The organism is Occultella kanbiaonis, from assembly GCF_009708215.1.
Classification (GTDB): Bacteria; Actinomycetota; Actinomycetes; order Actinomycetales; family Beutenbergiaceae; genus Occultella; species Occultella kanbiaonis.
The window spans coordinates 4,935,652-4,953,823 of record NZ_CP046175.1 but is presented as its reverse complement, the minus strand read 5'-3'; the positions used below and the strand labels follow the sequence as shown (position 1 = coordinate 4,953,823).

The 18,172-nt window shown below is 72.4% G+C and carries 15 protein-coding genes; 13 read left to right on the top strand and 2 right to left on the bottom strand.

The window, feature by feature from the left end:
* Positions 1 to 14 precede the first annotated feature (14 nt).
* The 7 genes from GKS42_RS22685 to GKS42_RS22655 all read left to right on the top strand — a co-directional run bounded on the left by GKS42_RS22685 (position 15) and on the right by GKS42_RS22655 (position 6,349).
* Positions 15 to 353 (top strand): DUF2516 family protein, encoded by a 339-nt coding sequence (locus tag GKS42_RS22685; protein WP_154795886.1) that lies wholly within the window; start codon positions 15 to 17, stop codon positions 351 to 353.
* Complete coding sequence (locus tag GKS42_RS22680) at positions 347 to 1,339, top strand: asparaginase (RefSeq protein ID WP_232847809.1); 993 nt, start codon at positions 347 to 349, stop codon at positions 1,337 to 1,339. The genes GKS42_RS22685 and GKS42_RS22680 overlap by 7 nt, the downstream gene beginning before the upstream one ends.
* Before the next feature lie 4 nt (positions 1,340 to 1,343).
* Positions 1,344 to 1,769 carry a D-aminoacyl-tRNA deacylase gene (gene dtd, locus GKS42_RS22675; protein ID WP_154795885.1) on the top strand — a complete coding sequence of 142 codons (426 nt, stop codon included), beginning with the start codon at positions 1,344 to 1,346 and terminating at the stop codon, positions 1,767 to 1,769.
* A 138-nt stretch (positions 1,770 to 1,907) separates the two neighbouring features.
* Entirely contained in the window at positions 1,908 to 2,513 is a 606-nt protein-coding gene (locus GKS42_RS22670) for a GNAT family N-acetyltransferase (RefSeq protein ID WP_154795884.1), read from the top strand.
* On the top strand, positions 2,456 to 2,965 hold the full coding sequence (locus GKS42_RS22665; RefSeq protein ID WP_154795883.1) for an O-acetyl-ADP-ribose deacetylase: 510 nt from the start codon (positions 2,456 to 2,458) through the stop codon (positions 2,963 to 2,965). Before GKS42_RS22670 ends, GKS42_RS22665 begins: the two co-directional genes overlap by 58 nt.
* 186 nt (positions 2,966 to 3,151) lie before the next feature.
* Positions 3,152 to 5,677, top strand: coding sequence for an ATP-dependent Clp protease ATP-binding subunit (locus tag GKS42_RS22660; protein ID WP_154795882.1), 2,526 nt, complete (start codon positions 3,152 to 3,154; stop codon positions 5,675 to 5,677).
* Between the two features lie 168 nt (positions 5,678 to 5,845).
* Positions 5,846 to 6,349, top strand: coding sequence for a hypothetical protein (locus GKS42_RS22655; protein WP_154795881.1), 504 nt, complete (start codon positions 5,846 to 5,848; stop codon positions 6,347 to 6,349).
* Positions 6,350 to 6,708: 359 nt separating this feature from the next.
* Here GKS42_RS22655 and GKS42_RS22650 read toward each other — a convergent pair whose 3' ends face one another.
* On the bottom strand, positions 6,709 to 7,299 hold the full coding sequence (locus GKS42_RS22650; protein WP_232847808.1) for an SGNH/GDSL hydrolase family protein: 591 nt from the start codon (positions 7,297 to 7,299) through the stop codon (positions 6,709 to 6,711).
* A gap of 125 nt (positions 7,300 to 7,424) precedes the next feature.
* On the opposite strand from GKS42_RS22650, the gene GKS42_RS22645 reads away from it, so the two are divergent.
* Complete coding sequence (locus tag GKS42_RS22645) at positions 7,425 to 8,183, top strand: SDR family NAD(P)-dependent oxidoreductase (protein WP_154795880.1); 759 nt, start codon at positions 7,425 to 7,427, stop codon at positions 8,181 to 8,183.
* On the top strand, positions 8,180 to 9,172 hold the full coding sequence (locus tag GKS42_RS22640) for an aldo/keto reductase (protein WP_154795879.1): 993 nt from the start codon (positions 8,180 to 8,182) through the stop codon (positions 9,170 to 9,172). Before GKS42_RS22645 ends, GKS42_RS22640 begins: the two co-directional genes overlap by 4 nt.
* Before the next feature lie 43 nt (positions 9,173 to 9,215).
* Here GKS42_RS22640 and GKS42_RS22635 read toward each other — a convergent pair whose 3' ends face one another.
* Positions 9,216 to 9,659, bottom strand: a complete 444-nt coding sequence (locus tag GKS42_RS22635) for a hypothetical protein (RefSeq protein WP_154795878.1) — start codon at positions 9,657 to 9,659, stop codon at positions 9,216 to 9,218.
* 200 nt (positions 9,660 to 9,859) lie between these two features.
* Here GKS42_RS22635 and GKS42_RS22630 point away from each other — a divergent pair, with 200 nt between their 5' ends.
* The 4 genes from GKS42_RS22630 (at position 9,860) to nhaA (ending at position 18,146) form a co-directional block, all read left to right on the top strand.
* The gene (locus tag GKS42_RS22630; protein WP_154795877.1) at positions 9,860 to 11,584 is read left to right on the top strand and encodes a DEAD/DEAH box helicase; all 1,725 of its coding nucleotides are present in this window, start codon (positions 9,860 to 9,862) and stop codon (positions 11,582 to 11,584) included.
* Positions 11,585 to 11,774: 190 nt separating this feature from the next.
* Positions 11,775 to 12,830 carry a zinc-dependent alcohol dehydrogenase family protein gene (locus GKS42_RS22625; RefSeq protein ID WP_154795876.1) on the top strand — a complete coding sequence of 352 codons (1,056 nt, stop codon included), beginning with the start codon at positions 11,775 to 11,777 and terminating at the stop codon, positions 12,828 to 12,830.
* A 225-nt stretch (positions 12,831 to 13,055) separates the two neighbouring features.
* On the top strand, positions 13,056 to 15,986 hold the full coding sequence (locus GKS42_RS22620) for a glycoside hydrolase family 2 TIM barrel-domain containing protein (RefSeq protein ID WP_232847807.1): 2,931 nt from the start codon (positions 13,056 to 13,058) through the stop codon (positions 15,984 to 15,986).
* Between the two features lie 237 nt (positions 15,987 to 16,223).
* Positions 16,224 to 18,146 carry a Na+/H+ antiporter NhaA gene (gene nhaA / locus GKS42_RS22615; protein WP_232847806.1) on the top strand — a complete coding sequence of 641 codons (1,923 nt, stop codon included), beginning with the start codon at positions 16,224 to 16,226 and terminating at the stop codon, positions 18,144 to 18,146.
* Positions 18,147 to 18,172 lie beyond the last annotated feature (26 nt).

Here is an 18,172-nt window from a genome sequence, read left to right as displayed (position 1 = left end):
CGTACCCTCATGCTGTGATCGCGATCATCCAGGCGTACCTGTTCCTCGGCCTGTCCGTCATCGCCTTCGGGCTCGCCCTCTGGGCCCTGGTCGACGCCCTGCTGCGGCCGTCGACGGCGTTCACCTCGGCCGACAAGCGCACCAAGGGCTTCTGGGGCGGCGTGCTCGCCCTTGCCACTGTGCTCGGCTTCCTCGGCATCCCCGCGGGCGGGGGCGGCAGCTCGCTGTTCCTCGTGCTCATCGCGGCGATCCCGGCCGGCATCTACCTCGCGGACGTGCGCCCCGCCGTGGCCCGGTACAGCGGCCGCGGCGGCTCCGGCGGCAGCGGTGGCGGTGGGGGCAGCCGGTGGTGAAGCCACCGCCGCGGCTGGCTCGACCCGCGCCGGGGGAGCCGCTGGCGTGGGTGATCCGGGGGACACTGGTGGAGTCGGTGCACACCGGACATCTGGTCGCCCTCGGCGCCGACGGCGCGGCCGTCCGCACGCTGGGTGAGCCCGAGCAGGAGATCTACCCCCGGTCGGCCATCAAACCGGTGCAGGCGCTGGCGATGCTGCGCGCGGGGCTGGAGGTCAGCAATGAGCAGCTCGCTCTCGTGTGCGCGTCACACTACGGCGAGCCGCGGCACCTCGACGTCGCGGCGACCATCCTCGCCGGTGCCGGTCTGAGCGAGGCCGACCTGCGCACCCCACCGTCGCTGCCCTGGCACGAACCGAGTGCCGCCGCGTGGATCGCGGCCGGGCGGCCGCCGTCGGCGCTCGCGCACAACTGCTCCGGCAAGCACGCCGGCATGCTGGCCACCTGCCGCGCCGCCGGGTGGCCCACGGAGGGGTACCTGGATCCCGCCCACCCGCTGCAGCAGTCGATCGCGGCGACCATCACCGAGCTGACCGGTGTCGAACCAGCGCACCTGGCGGTGGACGGTTGCGGGGCGCCGCAGTTCTCGACCACCGTGGTCGGCCTGGCGCGCGCGTTCGCCCGGATCGCCGCCGCCGAGACCGGCCCCGAGGCACGGGTGCGGGCCGCGATGACCGCGCACCCGTGGCTGGTCGGCGGCACCGGCCGCGACGTCACCGAGGCGATGACCTCCGAGCCGGGCCTGGTCGCCAAGGACGGCGCCGACGGCGTGTATGCCGCGGCGATGCCCGACGGCCGCGCGCTCGCGTTCAAGGTGTCCGACGGCGGAGGCCGGGCCCGTCCGGTGATCCTCGCCGCCGCGCTGCACGAGCTGGGCGTCGAGGGGTTCTGGTCGTGGGGGCGGGTGCCGGTCCTCGGTGGTGGGGCGCCCGCAGGCGCGATCCGCGCCGCCTTCGGCGCCGAAGCGCCGCCCGGGCTGGGCTGAGGCGATGCGGGCGGTGCTGCAGCGGGTCAGTTCCGCGTCGGTGCACGTCGACGGCGAGGTCGTGGGGCAGATCGGCCCGGGCCTGCTCGCCCTCGTCGGGGTCGCGGTGGCGGACACCGCCGACGACGCGCGGCGAGTGGCCCGCAAGATCGCCGAGCTGCGGATCCTCGAGGGGGAGGCGTCCGTGGCGGACACCCCGGCCGCCGGCGTGCTCGTGGTCAGCCAGTTCACTCTGTACGGGGACACCCGCAAGGGCCGGCGTCCGTCCTGGTCCGCGGCCGCCCCGGGCCCGGTCGCGGAGCCGCTGGTGGAGGCGGTGGTCGCGGACCTGCGCGAGCGGGGGATCACCACGGCGACAGGCGAGTTCGGCGCGATGATGTCGGTCTCGCTGGTGAACGAAGGGCCGTTCACGTTGCTCGTGGAGAGCTGAGGGAGACACCGTCGCTCGGCTGGTGGGACGGCTGGACCGGGCGTCGCGGGGCGCGTCGTGCCGGGTGGGCACGACATCGGGCACTGACGGCTCCTCCGATCGCCCGGCGAAATCCCCGAGAAACGTCGTCGCGACACCATGGTGCGGGTGATCGTCGCCACCGACTCCCCGTCCCGCGCCGACGTGCAGGCCCTGCTCGCCGAGCACCTCACGGACATGTTCGCCACGTCCCCCGCGGACTCCGTGCACGCGCTCGACCACGAGGCGCTCGCGGCCGACGGGGTCGCATTCCTCTCCGCGCGGGCGCCCGACGGCACGCTGCTGGGCTGTGGTGCGCTCGTCGAACTCGAAGCGACGTCGCCCCGTGACGAAGGCGGGACCCGTGCCGGGCACGGAGAGCTGAAGTCGATGCGCACCGCCCCCGCTGCGCGTGGGCGCGGCGTCGCGTCCGCCGTTCTTCGCCGGCTGCTCGGGACCGCCCGCGAGCGCGGCTACGGCCGCGTCAGCCTGGAGACCGGGTCGCAGGAGTTCTTCGCGCCCGCCCGGAGCCTGTACACCCGTCACGGGTTCGCACCGTGCGGTCCGTTCGGGTCCTACCGCGAGGACCCGAACAGCGTGTTCATGACGCTGGAACTCGCGGCACGCACGGACTCCGGCGCGGTGCCCGGACGTGCCACAGTGGGGTCATGCGCATCGAAGCCGTTGCCGGCGACATCACCACCCAGTCCGTCGACGCCATCGTGAACGCGGCGAACTCCTCGCTGCTCGGTGGAGGTGGGGTCGACGGCGCCATCCACCGCGGGGCCGGGCCGGCGCTGCTGGAGGAGTGCCAGCGGCTGCGGGCTACCACGCTCCGGGACGGGCTGCCGGTCGGCCAGGCGGTCGCGACCGGCGCCGGGAACCTGCCCGCCCGGTGGGTCATCCACACCGTGGGGCCGAACCGGCACCGGGGTCAGACGGACCCGGCGCTGCTCGCGTCCGCGTTCTCCTCGAGCCTCGATGTGGCGAGCCGGCTCGGGGCCACATCGGTGGCGTTCCCGGCGATCAGCGGCGGGGTCTACGGCTGGGAGATGGCGCAGGTCGCCGAGATCGCGGTGAGCACCGTCCGAGCGGCGGACGCACCCGGCGTAGAGACGGTCCGGTTCGTCCTGTTCGGAGCCGACGCCCTCGAGGAGTTCGAGGCCAAGCTCGCCTGAGGCGACCACGGCCCGCGGTGCGCGGGCCGCCGACGGCGACCATCCGCCGTCGGGCGTTGCACGATCGTGACCGGCGTGCTCTCTGCCGCTGGCGAACAGGGGCATCATCGCCGGACCGGCGCCGTTAGCATCGATGACACACACCGCCATGACCGGTGTCGGTCCCGGCCCGTGAGGAGTACGCAGATGTTCGAGAGATTTACAGACAGAGCCCGCCGAGTGGTTGTCCTTGCCCAGGAAGAGGCGCGGATGCTCAACCACAACTACATCGGCACCGAGCACATCCTGCTCGGCCTCATCCACGAGGGCGAGGGCGTGGCCGCGAAGGCACTGGAGTCGCTGAACATCTCCCTGGAGGCCGTGCGCCAGCAGGTCCAGGAAATCATCGGCGAGGGTCAGCAGGCGCCGTCCGGGCACATCCCGTTCACCCCCCGTGCGAAGAAGGTCCTCGAGCTGTCTCTGCGTGAGGCGCTCCAGCTGGGCCACAACTACATCGGCACCGAGCACATCCTGCTCGGCCTCATCCGCGAGGGTGAGGGCGTCGCCGCGCAGGTGCTCACCAAGCTCGGCGCCGACCTGAACCGGGTCCGCCAGCAGGTCATCCAGCTCCTGTCCGGCTACCAGGGCAAGGAGCCGGTCTCCGCCGGCGGCCCCACCGAGGGCACCCCCTCGGGCTCGGCCGTGCTGGACCAGTTCGGCCGCAACCTGACCCAGGCCGCCCGCGAGAACAAGCTGGACCCGGTCATCGGGCGCGGCAAGGAGATCGAGCGGGTCATGCAGGTGCTCTCCCGGCGCACCAAGAACAACCCGGTGCTGATCGGTGAGCCCGGCGTCGGCAAGACCGCCGTGGTGGAGGGCCTGGCCCAGGACATCGTGCGCGGCGACGTGCCCGAGACCCTGAAGGACAAGCAGCTCTACACCCTCGACCTCGGCGCCCTTGTGGCCGGGTCGCGCTACCGCGGTGACTTCGAGGAGCGCCTGAAGAAGGTGCTCAAGGAGATCCGAACCCGCGGAGACATCATCCTGTTCATCGACGAGATCCACACGCTCGTCGGGGCCGGTGCCGCCGAGGGTGCGATCGACGCGGCCAGCATCCTGAAGCCGATGCTCGCCCGTGGTGAGCTCCAGACGATCGGGGCGACCACCCTCGAGGAGTACCGCAAGCACATCGAGAAGGACGCCGCGCTCGAGCGCCGGTTCCAGCCGATCCAGGTGGCCGAGCCCACGCTCGCGCACGCCATCGAGATCCTCAAGGGCCTGCGCGACCGGTACGAGGCGCACCACCGGGTGACGATCACCGACGGTGCTCTCGTGGCCGCCGCGACGCTCGCCGACCGGTACGTCAACGACCGGTTCCTGCCGGACAAGGCGATCGACCTGATCGACGAGGCCGGCGCCCGGCTGCGGATCCGCCGGATGACCGCGCCGCCGGAGCTGCGTGAGCTCGACGAGCAGATCGCCGAGACCCGCCGCTCCAAGGAGTCCGCGATCGACGACCAGGACTTCGAGCGCGCTGCCCGGCTGCGGGACGAGGAGAAGAACCTCTCGAACACCCGCGTCGAGCGCGAGAAGGCCTGGAAGTCCGGGGACATGGACAACGTCGCCGAGGTCGATGAGGAACTCATCGCCGAGGTGCTCGCGGTGTCCACCGGGATCCCGGTGTTCAAGCTCACCGAGGAGGAGTCCTCGCGGCTGCTGCGCATGGAGGACGAGCTGCACAAGCGGATCGTCGGCCAGGACGCGGCCATCAAGGCGCTCTCCCAGGCGATCCGGCGCACCCGTGCGGGTCTGAAGGACCCGAAGCGGCCCGGTGGCTCGTTCATCTTCGCCGGCCCCACGGGCGTCGGGAAGACCGAGCTGGCCAAGGCGCTCGCGGAGTTCCTGTTCGGCGACGAGGACGCCCTCATCCAGTTGGACATGAGCGAGTTCTCCGAGAAGCACACCGTGTCCCGACTGTTCGGGTCCCCGCCCGGATACGTCGGTTACGAGGAGGGTGGCCAGCTCACCGAGAAGGTGCGCCGCAAGCCGTTCTCCGTGGTGCTCTTCGACGAGGTGGAGAAGGCCCACGCGGACATCTTCAACTCGCTGCTGCAGATCCTCGAGGACGGTCGCCTGACCGACTCCCAGGGCCGGGTGGTGGACTTCAAGAACACCGTGATCATCATGACCACGAACCTCGGTACCCGGGACATCGCCAAGGGCCTGCTCACCGGCTTCCAGGCCGGTGGGGACCTGTCCACGAACTACGACCGGATGAAGGTCAAGGTCAACGACGAGCTGAAGCAGCACTTCCGCCCGGAGTTCCTGAACCGTGTCGACGACGTGATCGTGTTCCCGCAGCTGTCCCAGGACGAGATCTTCCAGATCGTCGACCTGATGATGGCTCGGCTGTCCACCCGCCTCGCGGACAAGGACATGACGATCGAGCTCACTCCGGCGGCGAAGGAACTGCTCGCCGAGCGTGGGTACGACCCGGTCCTCGGCGCCCGGCCGCTGCGCCGCGCGATCCAGCGCGAGATCGAGGACCAGCTCTCCGAGAAGATCCTCTACGGCGAGATCGCCGCGGGGCAGAACATCATCGTCGACGCCGTCGGCGAGGGGCTGCTCGGGGAGTTCACCTTCCGCGGTGAGGCCAAGGCCACCGAGGAGAAGGAACCGCTCGCGGTCGGTGCCGGTGCCATGCCGGAACTGCCCGCCGCATCCGCGGACTGATCGCTGTCGCGGACTGATCGCAGTCCACGAAGGGCCGGCCACCATCACGGTGGCCGGCCCTTCGTGTGCGTACGGGCCGTTGCTCTGGTCGGTGCCGGGCTCGCCCGCGTAGGCTCGGTGACCAGGCGCGGCGCGGCCCTCGCGCGGCGTGTGAACGGGAGGCGGATCGTGGCAAAGGCAACGCTCGGGAACCTGACGTCCAAGGAGTACGAACTCGTCCTGGAGACGGAGAAGAAGAACCTGGACACCCTCGACGAGGACGGGCTCGACGCGCTCCTGACGAGGGTCCGGCGCGCCCGCACGAAGTACGTGAAGCTGCACCGCACGGAGGTCGCCGAGCAGGTGCCCCTCAAGGGGGCCCGCGGCGCCGCCAGCCGGGCACCCCGGCGCAGCGGGGACAAGGCGGAGATCTTCGAGGAGTCGCTGGCTCGGGTCAGCGCCGCGCTGGCGAAGGCCGCTCGGGCCAGTGCCGCCGAGCTCAAGGCCGAGCGGCTCGCCGCCGCTGCCGGTGAGCCGGCCAAGGCTCCGGCCGCGGCTGCCTCCGCGCCGGCGAAGGCCTCCCGCGCGAAGGCCAGCAACAAGGTCGGCTCGCGGGCTCCGGCCCAGAAGAAGACGGCCGCGAGCAGCAAGGCGCAGGGCGCGCGCCGGCAGGCCAAGAGCGACAGCCGCTGACTGGTCCAGAGGGCGGCGCCGCTCCCGCGGATGCGCGAGGAGCGGCCCGCCCGCTCCCGCGGAACCGCGCGACGACCCGGGCACTCGATACCGGACCCACCCCCCCCGCGCCATGACAGGCGTCGAGCCAGTGGCCTGCGCCTCGAGATAGGCGGTTCGCGGCGACTGGTTCGACCTGGTCGAGACTAGGTCGAGCGCCGCTCCACCCATGGCCCGGGCGCGTTGCGTCAGTGACCCACGGGGCGGGTCAGTGGCGCAATGCTCGGACGGCGCTGCGTCAGTGACCCACGAGGCGGGTCAGTGACGCAGCGCGCGGACTGACGCTGCCGCGTAGGGCTGCCGCGCGCGGGCCGGCCTGGTCAGGCGGTGCGGAAGACCTCGAGCCAGCGGTCCGCGAGGAAGCGGTGCCCCTCGGGTGAGGGGTGTACGCCGTCGGCGGCGAGCGCGGCGGCGCCGGTGCGGGAGGCGGCCTGCGCGTACGGCCCGTCGGTGGCGACGAACTCGACTCCGAACTCCTCGGCGAGGCGCCGGACCGCGGCGATCTTGGGGTCCAGGTCCTCCCGCCAGTCCCACTGGTCCGGGCGGACCGGCAGCAGGAACGGCTCCACGAGGAGGATCCGGGCGATGCCGGCCGCCTGGGCGCGGGCGAGCAGGTCGCGGTAGCCGGCCTCGTAGGACTCAGCGGACGTCGGGTCGTCGTTGTCGTAGCGGCGCCAGGTGTCGTTGATGCCGATCATGATCGAGAGCACGTCCGGGGCGTGTGCCAGGACGTCCACGTCCCAGCGCGCCTGCAGGTCCACCACGCGGTGGCCGCTGATGCCGGTGTTGATCACCCGCTCGCCCGGCAGATCCGCCGCGACCAGGGCGGCATAGCCGGAGCCCAGGCTGGCGAGGTCGTCACGGTCACGTCCGGCGTCGGTGATCGAGTCACCGGTCAGGAGAATGGTCACGATCGGGCAGCCTACCCATCGACGCCCGAGGGGTGAACACCCTGTGGTCGGTATCCGGACGAACTTCTAGGATGAGCGCGATCGGCGGCGCGGGCGCGCCGTGACCATGTTGCAGAGAGGCACCCATGTCGGACATCCAGGACCTGAAGGTCGTCATCACCGGGGGAGCGGCCGGCATCGGCGCGGCCACTGCCGCCGAGTTCCTCACGCAGGGGGCGCGGGTCGCGGTCCTGGATCTGACCGAGTCGCCGGACGAGGGTGTCACCTCCTTCGTCTGTGACATCACCGACGAGGGTGCCACCAAGGCGGCCATCGCCGCCGCGGCCGAAGCCCTCGACGGCATCGACGCGATCGTCAACAACGCCGGCATCGGCGCCCAGGGCACCGTCGAGGACGGCGACCTGGACCTCTGGCGCAAGGTGCTCGACGTGAACGTCGTCGGCATGGCCTCCGTCACCCGGGCCGCGCTGCCCTACCTGCGCGCCTCGGACCGGGCCGCTGTCGTGAACATGTCCTCGATCGTCGCGCTCGTCGGCCTCGTGCAGCGGGCCGCGTACGCGGCGAGCAAGGGCGCCGTGCTGGCGCTGACCAAGGCGATGGCCGCGGACCACGTGGGCGAGGGCATCCGGGTCAACTGCGTGGCGCCCGGCACGGTCGGCACCGAGTGGGTCGGCCGGCTGCTCGCGAACGCCGCGGACCCGGTGGCCGAGCGCGCCGCGCTCGAGGGCCGCCAGCCCATGGGCCGGCTCGTGCTGCCGGAGGACGTGGCGAAGGCCGTCGTCTTCCTGGCCTCCCCGGCCAGCGGGTCGGTGACGGGCACCTGCCTGTCCGTGGACGGCGGCACGTCCGGGATCCAGCTACCCCGCCCCACACCCGCCCGATGATCGACCTCCCTCCGGTCGGCGTCGGCGGGGCAGCGTTCGGCAACCTGTACGGACCGGTGCCGGACGCCGTCGCCGAAGGGATCCTGGACGCGGCCTGGGCGGCCGGGCTGCGCTACTTCGACACCGCGCCGCACTACGGACTCGGCGTGTCCGAGGAACGTCTCGGTGCCCTCCTCGCGCAGCGGCCGCGCGAGGAGTACGTGCTGTCCACCAAGGTGGGCCGGCTGCTCGAGCCCAACCCCGACCACGTGCCCGGCGAGCTGGACACCGAGAAGGGGTTCTGGGTGCCGACCACCCGCCGCCGGGTCGTGGACCTGAGCCCGGCCGGGATCCGCGCCAGCCTCGCCGCGAGCCTGGAACGCCTCGGCCTCGACCGCGTCGACGTGGCCTACCTGCACGACCCCGAGGAGTACCCCCGCGCGGACGCGCACGCCGCCATCCGGACCCTGATCGAGCTGCGCGAGGAGGGCGTGGTCGCCGCGATCGGAGCCGGTGCGAAGGACGTCGAGGTGCTCGTCGACCTGGTCCGCGGCGCCGCGCCCACGGGCGCGCACGGTGGGCCCGGGCTCGACCTGGTCATGGTCGCCGGCCGGTACACCCTGCTCGAGCAGCCGGCCTGGCCCGAGCTGGTGCCGGCCTGCGCCGAGCACGGGGTCGGGATCGTGAACGTCGGCGTGTTCAACTCGGGGCTGCTCGCCCGCCCGCAGGTCGCTCCGGACGCCCACTACGAGTACGGGCCCGCGCCCGCAGCGATCATCGAGCGCGCCACCGCGATCGCCGACGTCTGCACGCGGTTCGACGTGGACCTGCCGACCGCGGCCGTGCACTTCGGGCGCCGGGCCCGGGGAGTCGTCAACGCCACGTTCGGCCTCAGTTCCGCCGCCGAGGTGCGCCAACTCACGGAGCGACTGGCAACCCGCGTCGACGACGGGCTGTGGGCCGCCCTGATCGCCGAAGGACTCCTGCCCGACGGCGTCGTCGCGCCCTAGGTTCCGGCGTCACCCTGGCGGGTGGGCGCCTCGGGTGAGGCGCCTATGCGCCCACGTAGAAGAACTGCTCCGCGGGGCACGTCTCCGGGATCTCGACGCGGTTGTCCTCACGCAGCGGCCCGGAGCCGAGTCCGCCGCCGAGCTCGATCTGTTCCCCGACCATCACGGACATGCCCTGCAGGCGCAGGGTCTGCCCGTCCCACTGCACCTCGGGCCACGGGAACACCGGCGTGACCTCCATCGGTTGCGACGGGTCGGCCTCCAACGGCACCTCGGTGCGGACCACGAGGCAACCGCCGTCGAGGACAAGGGTCCCGACCAGCAGAGCCTCGTCCCCGCCCTCGGCGTCCTCGGCGGCCCACGTAGCCAGCGCATCTGGCCGGTCCGCGTCCGACGGCTCGCCGGAGCCACCCGCGCACGCACTGACGGCGACCGCCAGCGCACAGGCGAGTAACGCCGTCGTACCCGAACGAATCACCGTGACCACCGCGCCTGCCTCCTGCCCTCCATTGTGACACTTCTCACGTCATTCGTTGAATGACCACGCCATGGGGGATGATGGACCCCAGGCGCGCATGGTTCGCGCCGGCATCGCGGTTCTTCATGCGCCGGCCACTCGGCCAGGCAGCACCAGTGTCGACCACTGCGGTGAACCCAACGAACGAGAGAAACAACTCCTTGTCATCAATGACTCCTGCCCAGACGCCGTCCTTCTCGGCTCTGGGCGTTCCGGCTGCGCTGGTCAAGTCCCTGACCGAGCGCGGCATCACCGAACCCTTCCCCATCCAGACCGCCACCCTGCGGGACACCCTCGCCGGGCGCGACGTGCTCGGCCGCGGCCGCACCGGCTCCGGCAAGACCATCGCGTTCGCGGTGCCCCTCGTGGCGCGGCTGACCGACGGCCGCCGGGCCGCCTCCCGCAAGCCCCGCGGGCTGGTGCTCGCGCCGACCCGTGAACTCGCCAGCCAGATCGGCGAGACCATCGCTCCGCTGGCGGCCGCCGCCGGCCTTCGCCACACCGTCATCTTCGGCGGCGTCGGCCAGGGCAAGCAGGTCACCGCGCTGAACGACGGCGTCGACATCCTGATCGCCTGCCCGGGTCGCCTCGAGGACCTCAAGGGTCAGGGGTACCTGAACCTGGACAACATCGAGATCGCCGTGCTCGACGAGGCCGACCACATGGCCGACCTCGGCTTCCTGCCCGCCGTGAAGCGGATCATGGACGCCACCCCGCGCGGCGGCCAGCGGATGCTGTTCTCCGCCACGCTCGACAACGGCGTGGACATCATCGTCAAGCGCTACCTGACCGACCCGCTGACCCACTCGGTGGACTCGGCCTCGTCCCCGGTCGCGGCCATGGAGCACCACATCTTCGAGGTGTCGGGTGCGGACGCGAAGCGCGACCTGATCGAGCAGCTCGCCGCGGGGACCTCCCGCCGGCTGCTCTTCACGCGCACGAAGCACCAGGCCAAGAAGCTGGCCCGGCAGCTCACCGCGAGCGGGATCCCCGCCGTCGACCTGCACGGGAACCTGTCCCAGAACGCCCGCGAGCGCAACCTCGACGCGTTCTCCACGGGGACCGTCAAGGTCCTGGTCGCCACGGACATCGCCGCGCGCGGCATCCACGTCGACGACGTCGAGCTCGTCGTGCACGTCGACCCGCCGGCCGAGCACAAGGCGTACCTGCACCGCTCCGGCCGCACCGCCCGGGCCGGCTCCGGCGGCACCGTGGTCACGCTCATGCTCCCCGAGCAGCGTGGCGACGTGCGCCAGCTGACCCGCGCCGCGAAGATCACGGCCTCCCCGGTGCGTCCGGACGGCGCGACCGTTGCGAAGCTCGTCGGCGATGTGGCTCCGAAGGTGGACCCGGCGCGTGCGCCGGCCGCCGCGGCCACGGCGCCGGCCCCGTCCGGCCCGGGGCGTGGCCGTTCCGGTGGCAACGGGCGCGGGGGTGACGGCGCCCGCACCGGTGGTCGCTCGCGCGGCGGCCGGTCCGGTGGGCAAGGTGACGCCGCGGGCGCGCGCTCCGGAGACGGCAGCCGTTCCGGTGGGCGCTCGGGCGGCGGCTCCGCGGGTGGCGGTCGAGCCGTCGAGGGCGGCCGTTCCGGCGGTCGTTCCGAGGGCGGCCGTTCCGGCGGTCGTTCCGAGGGCGGCCGGTCCGGTGGGCGCGACGGACGTGGCGCCGGCGGCGGTCGCTCCGGCGGCCGTGGCGGCGGCTCGTCCCTGACCTACTCGACCTCGTCCGGCGGCACCGGCTCGGCCGGCGGTCAGACCCGCTCCGGCATGCAGGCCTCCTGGGCCGCCGACCGGACCGGGGCCGGTTCCGGTGCTCCCTCCGGTGGCGGTGCTCCGCGGGGCACCCGCGGTGGGCGTCGTTCCGGTCGCCCGGCGGGGGCTCCGAGCGGTCGCTGAGCCGCACCCGAACCGACGCACGCCCCCGGCTCCGGAAACGGACCCGGGGGCGTCGTCGTCGGCGGCGCCGCGCCTATCGACGGGCCGGTCGGCGTGGGCCCAACGTCCCCGGATGTCCGGCAAGTCGCCTCCTACCGTTGAGTAAGAGTCCTGCCGACGGCGGCGGGGCGGACGAAGGAGGCATGGCGTCATGAAGGCACTCGTCTACCACGGGCCCGGGCAGAAGGCGTGGGAGGAGGTGCCCGACCCGACGATCGTCGAACCCACCGACGCCATCGTGCGGGTCGACACCACCACCATCTGCGGCACCGACCTGCACATCCTCAAGGGGGACGTCCCGGCCGTCACACCAGGCCGCATCCTCGGTCACGAGGGCGTGGGCACCATCGTCGAGGTCGGCTCGGCCGTCGGCACACTGGCTGTCGGCGATCGCGTGATCGTCTCCTGTGTGTCCTCCTGCGGCTCGTGCTCGTACTGCCATCAGCAACTGCCCTCGCACTGTCTGAACGCCGAGGGCGCGGCCGGAGTCGGCTGGATCTTCGGCCACCTCATCGACGGCACCCAGGCGGAGTTCGTTCGCGTTCCGTTCGCAGAGAACTCGCTGCACAAGCTACCCGACGGGGTCAGCGACGAGGCGGCCGTGATGCTCTCCGACATCCTGCCCACCGGATTCGAGATCGGCGTCCGCAACGGCAGGGTGAAGCCGGGGGACGTGGTGGCCGTGATCGGCGCCGGCCCGGTCGGCCTCGCCGTGATCATGACCGCCGGCCTCTACGGAGCCGCCCGGGTGATTGCTATCGACCTTGACGACAACCGGCTCGAACTGGCGAAGGCGTTCGGTGCGACCGACTCGGTGAACAGCAGGGCGGGGGAGTGGGCGGAGCAGGTCCTCGCGATGACGGACGGACTGGGGGTGGACGTGGCGATCGAGGCCGTGGGCGTGCCCGCGACGTTCGACATGGCGACCGAGCTCATTCGCCCCGGCGGCACGGTCGCGAACGTGGGCGTGCACGGGAGGTCGGTCGAACTGAAGTTGCAGGACCTGTGGATCAAGGACGTTGCGATCACCACCGGCCTCGTCTCCGCCACGACCACGCCGATGCTGCTGAGGTTGGTCGCCCAAGGCAAGCTCGAGCCGGAGCGGTTCGTGTCCCACACGTTCGCGATGGAGGACTTCATGGACGCGTACGACACGTTCGGCCGGGCGGCCGAGACGAAGGCCATGAAGGTGATCATCAAGCGCTGACCCCACCCTGCCCGACGCCCGCTCAGGTCAGTGCCGGGCGGGCGTCGCTACGGATGGCGGCCGGTGGGCGGCTGTCCGCCCACCGGTCGCGGTTGTCACGACGGGTCCGCGCGCGCCTACGCTTGGAGCCATCAGGTCTGCCGCACCGACTGCAGCTCCCGCCGGGAGCCGAACGGCGCGGGACGCGCCCACCGACGACCCCCGAGAAGCAGCGAGAAGGACACAGTGGCCACTTCCGCCTCCCATCACCTCAGCTACCTGACCGACCCGGACCCGCACACCGGCCGCCTGCCCGCCCGGGCCCGACTGGACAGCGACGCCCCCGCCGTCGACCTGGACGGCGACTGGGCGTTCCGGCTGGCGAGCGACACGCTCGACCTGACCCCCGCCGTCGGGGCGGAGGAGCTCGACGACACCGCCTGGGACCGGATCACGGTGCCCGGCTCCTGGCAGTTCGTCGGCCTGCCGGGCGAGCCGACGTACTCGCCGCCCGCGTACACCAACGTCGTCTACCCGTTCCCGGTCGACCCGCCGCACGTGCCGGACGCGAACCCGACCGGGGAGTACCGGCGCACCTTCACGGTGCCCGCGCTCGCCGGTGGCACCCGCGCGGTGCTGCGGTTCGAGGGCGTCGACTCGACGTTCGTGGTCTGGGTGAACGGCACCGAGGTCGGCACCAGCGCGGGCAGCCGGCTCGCCGCCGAGTTCGACGTGACCGGGCTGGTCCGGGAGGGCACCAACACGGTCGCGGTGCGCGTGCACCAGTGGTCCGCGGCGAGCTACCTCGAGGACCAGGACATGTGGTGGCTGTCCGGGATCTACCGCTCCGTGCGGCTGCTGCTGCTGCCCGCCGGCGGCATCGAGGACGTGTTCGCCCACGCCGACTACGACCACACCACCGGAACCGGGACGCTGGCGGTCGAGGTGACCACCCGCGACGGCGCCGCCGCCGTGCTCGACGTCCCCGAACTCGGCCTGCACGGGGTGGACCCGGCCGGTCCGCACACGCTCGACGTCGAGCCCTGGAGCGCGGAGGTGCCGCGCCGCTACGAAGCGGTCCTGCGTACGCCGACCGAGCAGGTGACGCTGCGCCTCGGCTTCCGCACGGTGCGCGTCGCCGACGGGCTGATCACCGTCAACGGCGCGAACATCCTGTTCCGTGGCGTGAACCGGCACGAGTGGCACCCCGAGACCGGGCGGACCCTCGACACCGAGACGATGCTCGCCGACGTGCTGCTCATGAAGCGGCACAACATCAACGCCGTGCGGACCTCCCACTACCCGCCGGACGCCCGGTTCCTCGACCTGTGCGACGAGTACGGGCTCTGGGTCATCGACGAGTGCGACCTCGAGACCCACGGCTTCGGCCTGAACGGCTGGCGCGGCAACCCCAGCGATTCTCCGGACTTCGCCGACGCGCTGCTGGCCCGGATGCGCCGCACGGTGGAGCGGGACAAGAACCACGCCAGCGTCATCGCCTGGTCCCTCGGCAACGAGAGCGGCACCGGTGTGAACCTGGCCGCGATGGCCGCCTGGACCAAGGACCGCGACCCGAGCCGGTTCCTGCACTACGAGGGCGACTGGGACAGCGGCTACGTGGACGTCTACTCCCGGATGTACGCCGACCACGCCGAGACCGAGGCGATCGGTCGCGGCGCGGAGACCCCGACCACGGACCCGGCCCTGGACGCACGCCGGCGGGGCCTGCCGTTCATCCAGTGCGAGTACGCGCACGCGATGGGCAACGGCCCCGGCGGGCTCACCGAGTACCAGGACCTGTTCCACACCTACGACCGGCTGCACGGCGGCTTCGTCTGGGAGTGGATCGACCACGGCATCACCCGCACCACGGAGGACGGCCGGTCCTACTACGCCTACGGCGGGGACTTCGGTGAGGTGCTCCACGACGGGAACTTCATCACCGACGGCCTCGTGTTCCCGGACCGGACGCCCTCGCCCGGCCTGCGCGAGTACAAGAAGGTCATCGCCCCGATCGAGATCGAGGCGTTCGACGGCGGTGCGCGGGCGCGGGTCCGCAACCGGTACGCCGTGCTGTCCACCGCCGGCCTGGTGGTGCGCTGGGACGTGGAGGTCGACGGCGAGGGCGTCGCCTCCGGCGACGTGGACCTGCCCGACATCGCGGCCGGGGAGGTCGGCGAGGTCGACCTCTCCGCGGCGGTCGCGGTGGCCTTGCCGGACGGGGTCGGCGGCGAGGCCTGGCTGAACCTGCGGGTGCGGCTGGGCGCCGACACGCCCTGGGCCGACGCCGGGCACGAGATCGCCTGGACCCAGCACCTGCTGCGCGAGCGAGCCGAGGCCCTGGTGCGCACCGGCGTAGGTGGCGCCGAACGGGCCGAGGCGGGCTACGCCGTCGGGCCGGCACGGTTCGATGCCCGAGGAACCCTGATCGGGCTCGGGGACGTCCCCGTGACCGGGGCCCGGCTCGACCTGTGGCGAGCGCCGACGGACAACGACGTCGGCTGGGACAACGTGGCGGCGGCGTGGCGCAAGGTCGGCCTCGACCGCACCGAGCAGCGCACCGTCTCGGTGGACCTCGACGGCGACTCGCTGCGGGTCGTGACGCACACGATGGCGGCCGCCGTCGACGTCGGGATGCGCGCGGTCTGGACGTGGACCGCCACGGCCGACGGGGTGCTGCTGGACGTGGCGACCGAGGCGATCGGCACCTGGACCACCACGGTGCCCCGGATCGGGGTGCGCCTCGGGCTGCCCGTGGCACTGACCGACGTGACCTGGTTCGGGCTCGGGCCCGGGGAGGCGTACGCGGACACCCGGCGGGCGCCGCACGTGGGCAGGTTCGACTCGACCGTGGCGGACCTGCAGACGCCGTACGTGTTCCCGCAGGAGAACGGGAACCGGGCCGACGTGCGCTGGGCCGAACTGCGCGACGGTGACGGCGGCGGGCTCGGATTGCGCGCCCCGCACCTGGTGGACCTGACCGTGCGCCCGTGGACGTCGGAGGACCTCGACGCCGGCAGGCACACGACGGACCTGGTGCCGGGCGAGACGACCTGGGTCAACCTCGACGCCGCGCAGACCGGGATCGGCACGAACTCCTGCGGCCCGGGCGTGCTCGCGCAGCACCGCCTGCTCGCCGCGCCGGCTCGGATCACGGTGGAGCTGCGCACGCTCTGAGCCCGCCTCAACGCTGACATCGCACCTGCCGCGCTGAACTCGTACACAAGCAGGTGCGATCTCAGCGCGGCCGGTGCGGTCTCGGCACCGGAGCGTCGCGGCCGAAGCGTGGTCTGGGCGGGAGGTGCCGGGCCGCGCTAGCGTGTGCGACCACGGACCATTCCGTTCTGCGCGAACGCCGTGCATCCGCGGAAGAGTTCGGCGTGGTCTGCTGTTCGGCGGAAGGTGGGCGAAGACGTGAGCACGAACAGCACGAGCAGCACCGGGGGCACGGACCAGCGGGCCGACCCACCCCGGCGGCCGGCTGGGGACGAGCCGCAGAGCCGGACCCGCCGCAAGCACCTCATCGGCCAGTTGCCCGGGCCGCTGCGCACGTTCCTGGCGACCGAGGCGGGTGGCGCGACCCTGCTGCTGGTGGCCGCGGCACTCGCGGTGATCTGGGCGAACTCGCCGTGGTCCGCCTCGTACGAGGCGCTCTGGGACGCCGACGCCGTGATCGGGCTCGGTCCGTGGATGCTCGAGATGCACCTCGGGCACTGGGTGAACGACGGCCTGATGGTCGTGTTCTTCTTCGTCATCGGACTCGAGGTCCGGCAGGAGCTGGCAACCGGGGAGCTCACCGACCGTCGCCGCGTGGTGGTCCCGGTGCTCGCGGGCATCGGCGGCATGCTGGTCCCGGCCGCGATCTACCTCGCCCTGAACGCCGGCACCGAGGCTGCGCACGGGTGGGGGATCGTGATCGGCACGGACACCGCGTTCCTGCTCGGCGCCCTGGCCCTGGTGGGACCCGCCGTGTCCACCCAGCTGCGGATCTTCCTGCTCACCCTCACGGTGGTCGACGACCTCGTGGCCGTCAGCGTGATCGGCGTCGCCTACTCCGACGACCTGGACCTCGGCGCGCTCGCGTTCGCGGTGGTGTGCCTGATCGGCCTTGTGGTGCTGAGCCGGCTCCGGGTGTGGCGGGCCTGGCCGTACGTGCTCACGGTGGTCGTCCTCTGGCTGGCCACCCTCGCCTCCGGGGTGCACCCGTCCATCGCCGGGATGGCCGCAGGGCTGCTCGTGCCGGCGTTCCTGCCGCGACGCCAGGAGGTCGAAGGTGCGGCCCGGCTGTTCGCGGCGTTCCGGCAGTCGCCCCGCCCGGACTCCGGGCTGACCGTGCAGGCCGGCGTGGCCAGGTCGATCTCGGTGAACGAACGGCTGCAGACGGTGCTGCATCCGTGGACGTCGTATCTGATCGTGCCGGTGTTCGCGCTCGCCAACGCGGGGGTCGACCTGCGCGGTGGGGTGCTGGCCGACGCGCTCGGCTCGCCGGTGACCTGGGGGGTGGTGGCGGGCCTCGTGCTCGGCAAGACGGTCGGGATCAGCCTCGGTGCGTTCGCCGGGGTGCGGGCCCGTCTCGGGTCGCTGCCGCAGGGGGTGGCGCCCGGGCACGTCGTCGGTGGCGCCGCGCTCTCCGGGATCGGGTTCACGGTGTCCCTGTTGATCGTGGACCTGGCGTTCGGCGACTCGGTGATCGCCGACGAGGCAAGGGTCGGCGTGCTGCTCGCGGCCGTGCTGGCGGTGGCCGTCGGTGCCCTCGTGTTCCGGCTGGCCGCGAGGTTCCGCGGTGAGACCAACGCGAGCCTGCCGATGGTGCTCTCCGATCCGGTCGACCCGGCGCGCGACCACATCCGGGGACCGGTGGACGCCCCGCTCACACTCGTGGAGTACGGGGACTTCGAGTGCCCGTTCTGCGGCAAGGCCACCGGTGTCGCCCGTGAGTTGCGCGAGCACTACGGCGACGACCTGCGCTACGTGTTCCGCCACCTGCCGCTGCCGGACCTGCACCCGCACGCCGAGCTCGCCGCCGTCGCGGCCGAGGCCGCCGCCCACCAGGGCCGGTTCTGGGAGATGCACGACCTGCTGTTCCGGCGCCAGGACGAGCTCGAGGTCGAGGACCTGGTCGGCTACGCGGCGGACCTGGGCCTGGACGTGGAGGTCTTCCTGCGCGGGGTGGACAAGGAGACGCTCAGGCGTCGGGTCCGCGAGGACGTCGCCAGCGCCGAGGCCAGCGGCGCCCGGGGCACCCCCACGTTCTTCGTGGGGGAGCGGCGCCACCTCGGCCCGCACGACACCGCGTCCCTGATCGCGGCGCTCGAGGCCTCCAGAGCGACCGGCTGACCCCGCGGTCCCGGATCACGGACCGG

What these genes read in the sequence shown, in the direction of transcription:
- dtd (WP_154795885.1), top strand. Translation starts at nt 1,344, where the DNA reads ATGCGGGCGGTGCTGCAGCGGGTCAGTTCCGCGTCGGTGCACGTCGAC.
- GKS42_RS22670 (WP_154795884.1), top strand. Translation starts at nt 1,908, where the DNA reads ATGGTGCGGGTGATCGTCGCCACCGACTCCCCGTCCCGCGCCGACGTG.
- GKS42_RS22665 (WP_154795883.1), top strand. Translation starts at nt 2,456, where the DNA reads ATGCGCATCGAAGCCGTTGCCGGCGACATCACCACCCAGTCCGTCGAC.
- GKS42_RS22660 (WP_154795882.1), top strand. Translation starts at nt 3,152, where the DNA reads ATGTTCGAGAGATTTACAGACAGAGCCCGCCGAGTGGTTGTCCTTGCC.
- GKS42_RS22645 (WP_154795880.1), top strand. Translation starts at nt 7,425, where the DNA reads ATGTCGGACATCCAGGACCTGAAGGTCGTCATCACCGGGGGAGCGGCC.
- GKS42_RS22640 (WP_154795879.1), top strand. Translation starts at nt 8,180, where the DNA reads ATGATCGACCTCCCTCCGGTCGGCGTCGGCGGGGCAGCGTTCGGCAAC.
- GKS42_RS22630 (WP_154795877.1), top strand. Translation starts at nt 9,860, where the DNA reads ATGACTCCTGCCCAGACGCCGTCCTTCTCGGCTCTGGGCGTTCCGGCT.
- GKS42_RS22625 (WP_154795876.1), top strand. Translation starts at nt 11,775, where the DNA reads ATGAAGGCACTCGTCTACCACGGGCCCGGGCAGAAGGCGTGGGAGGAG.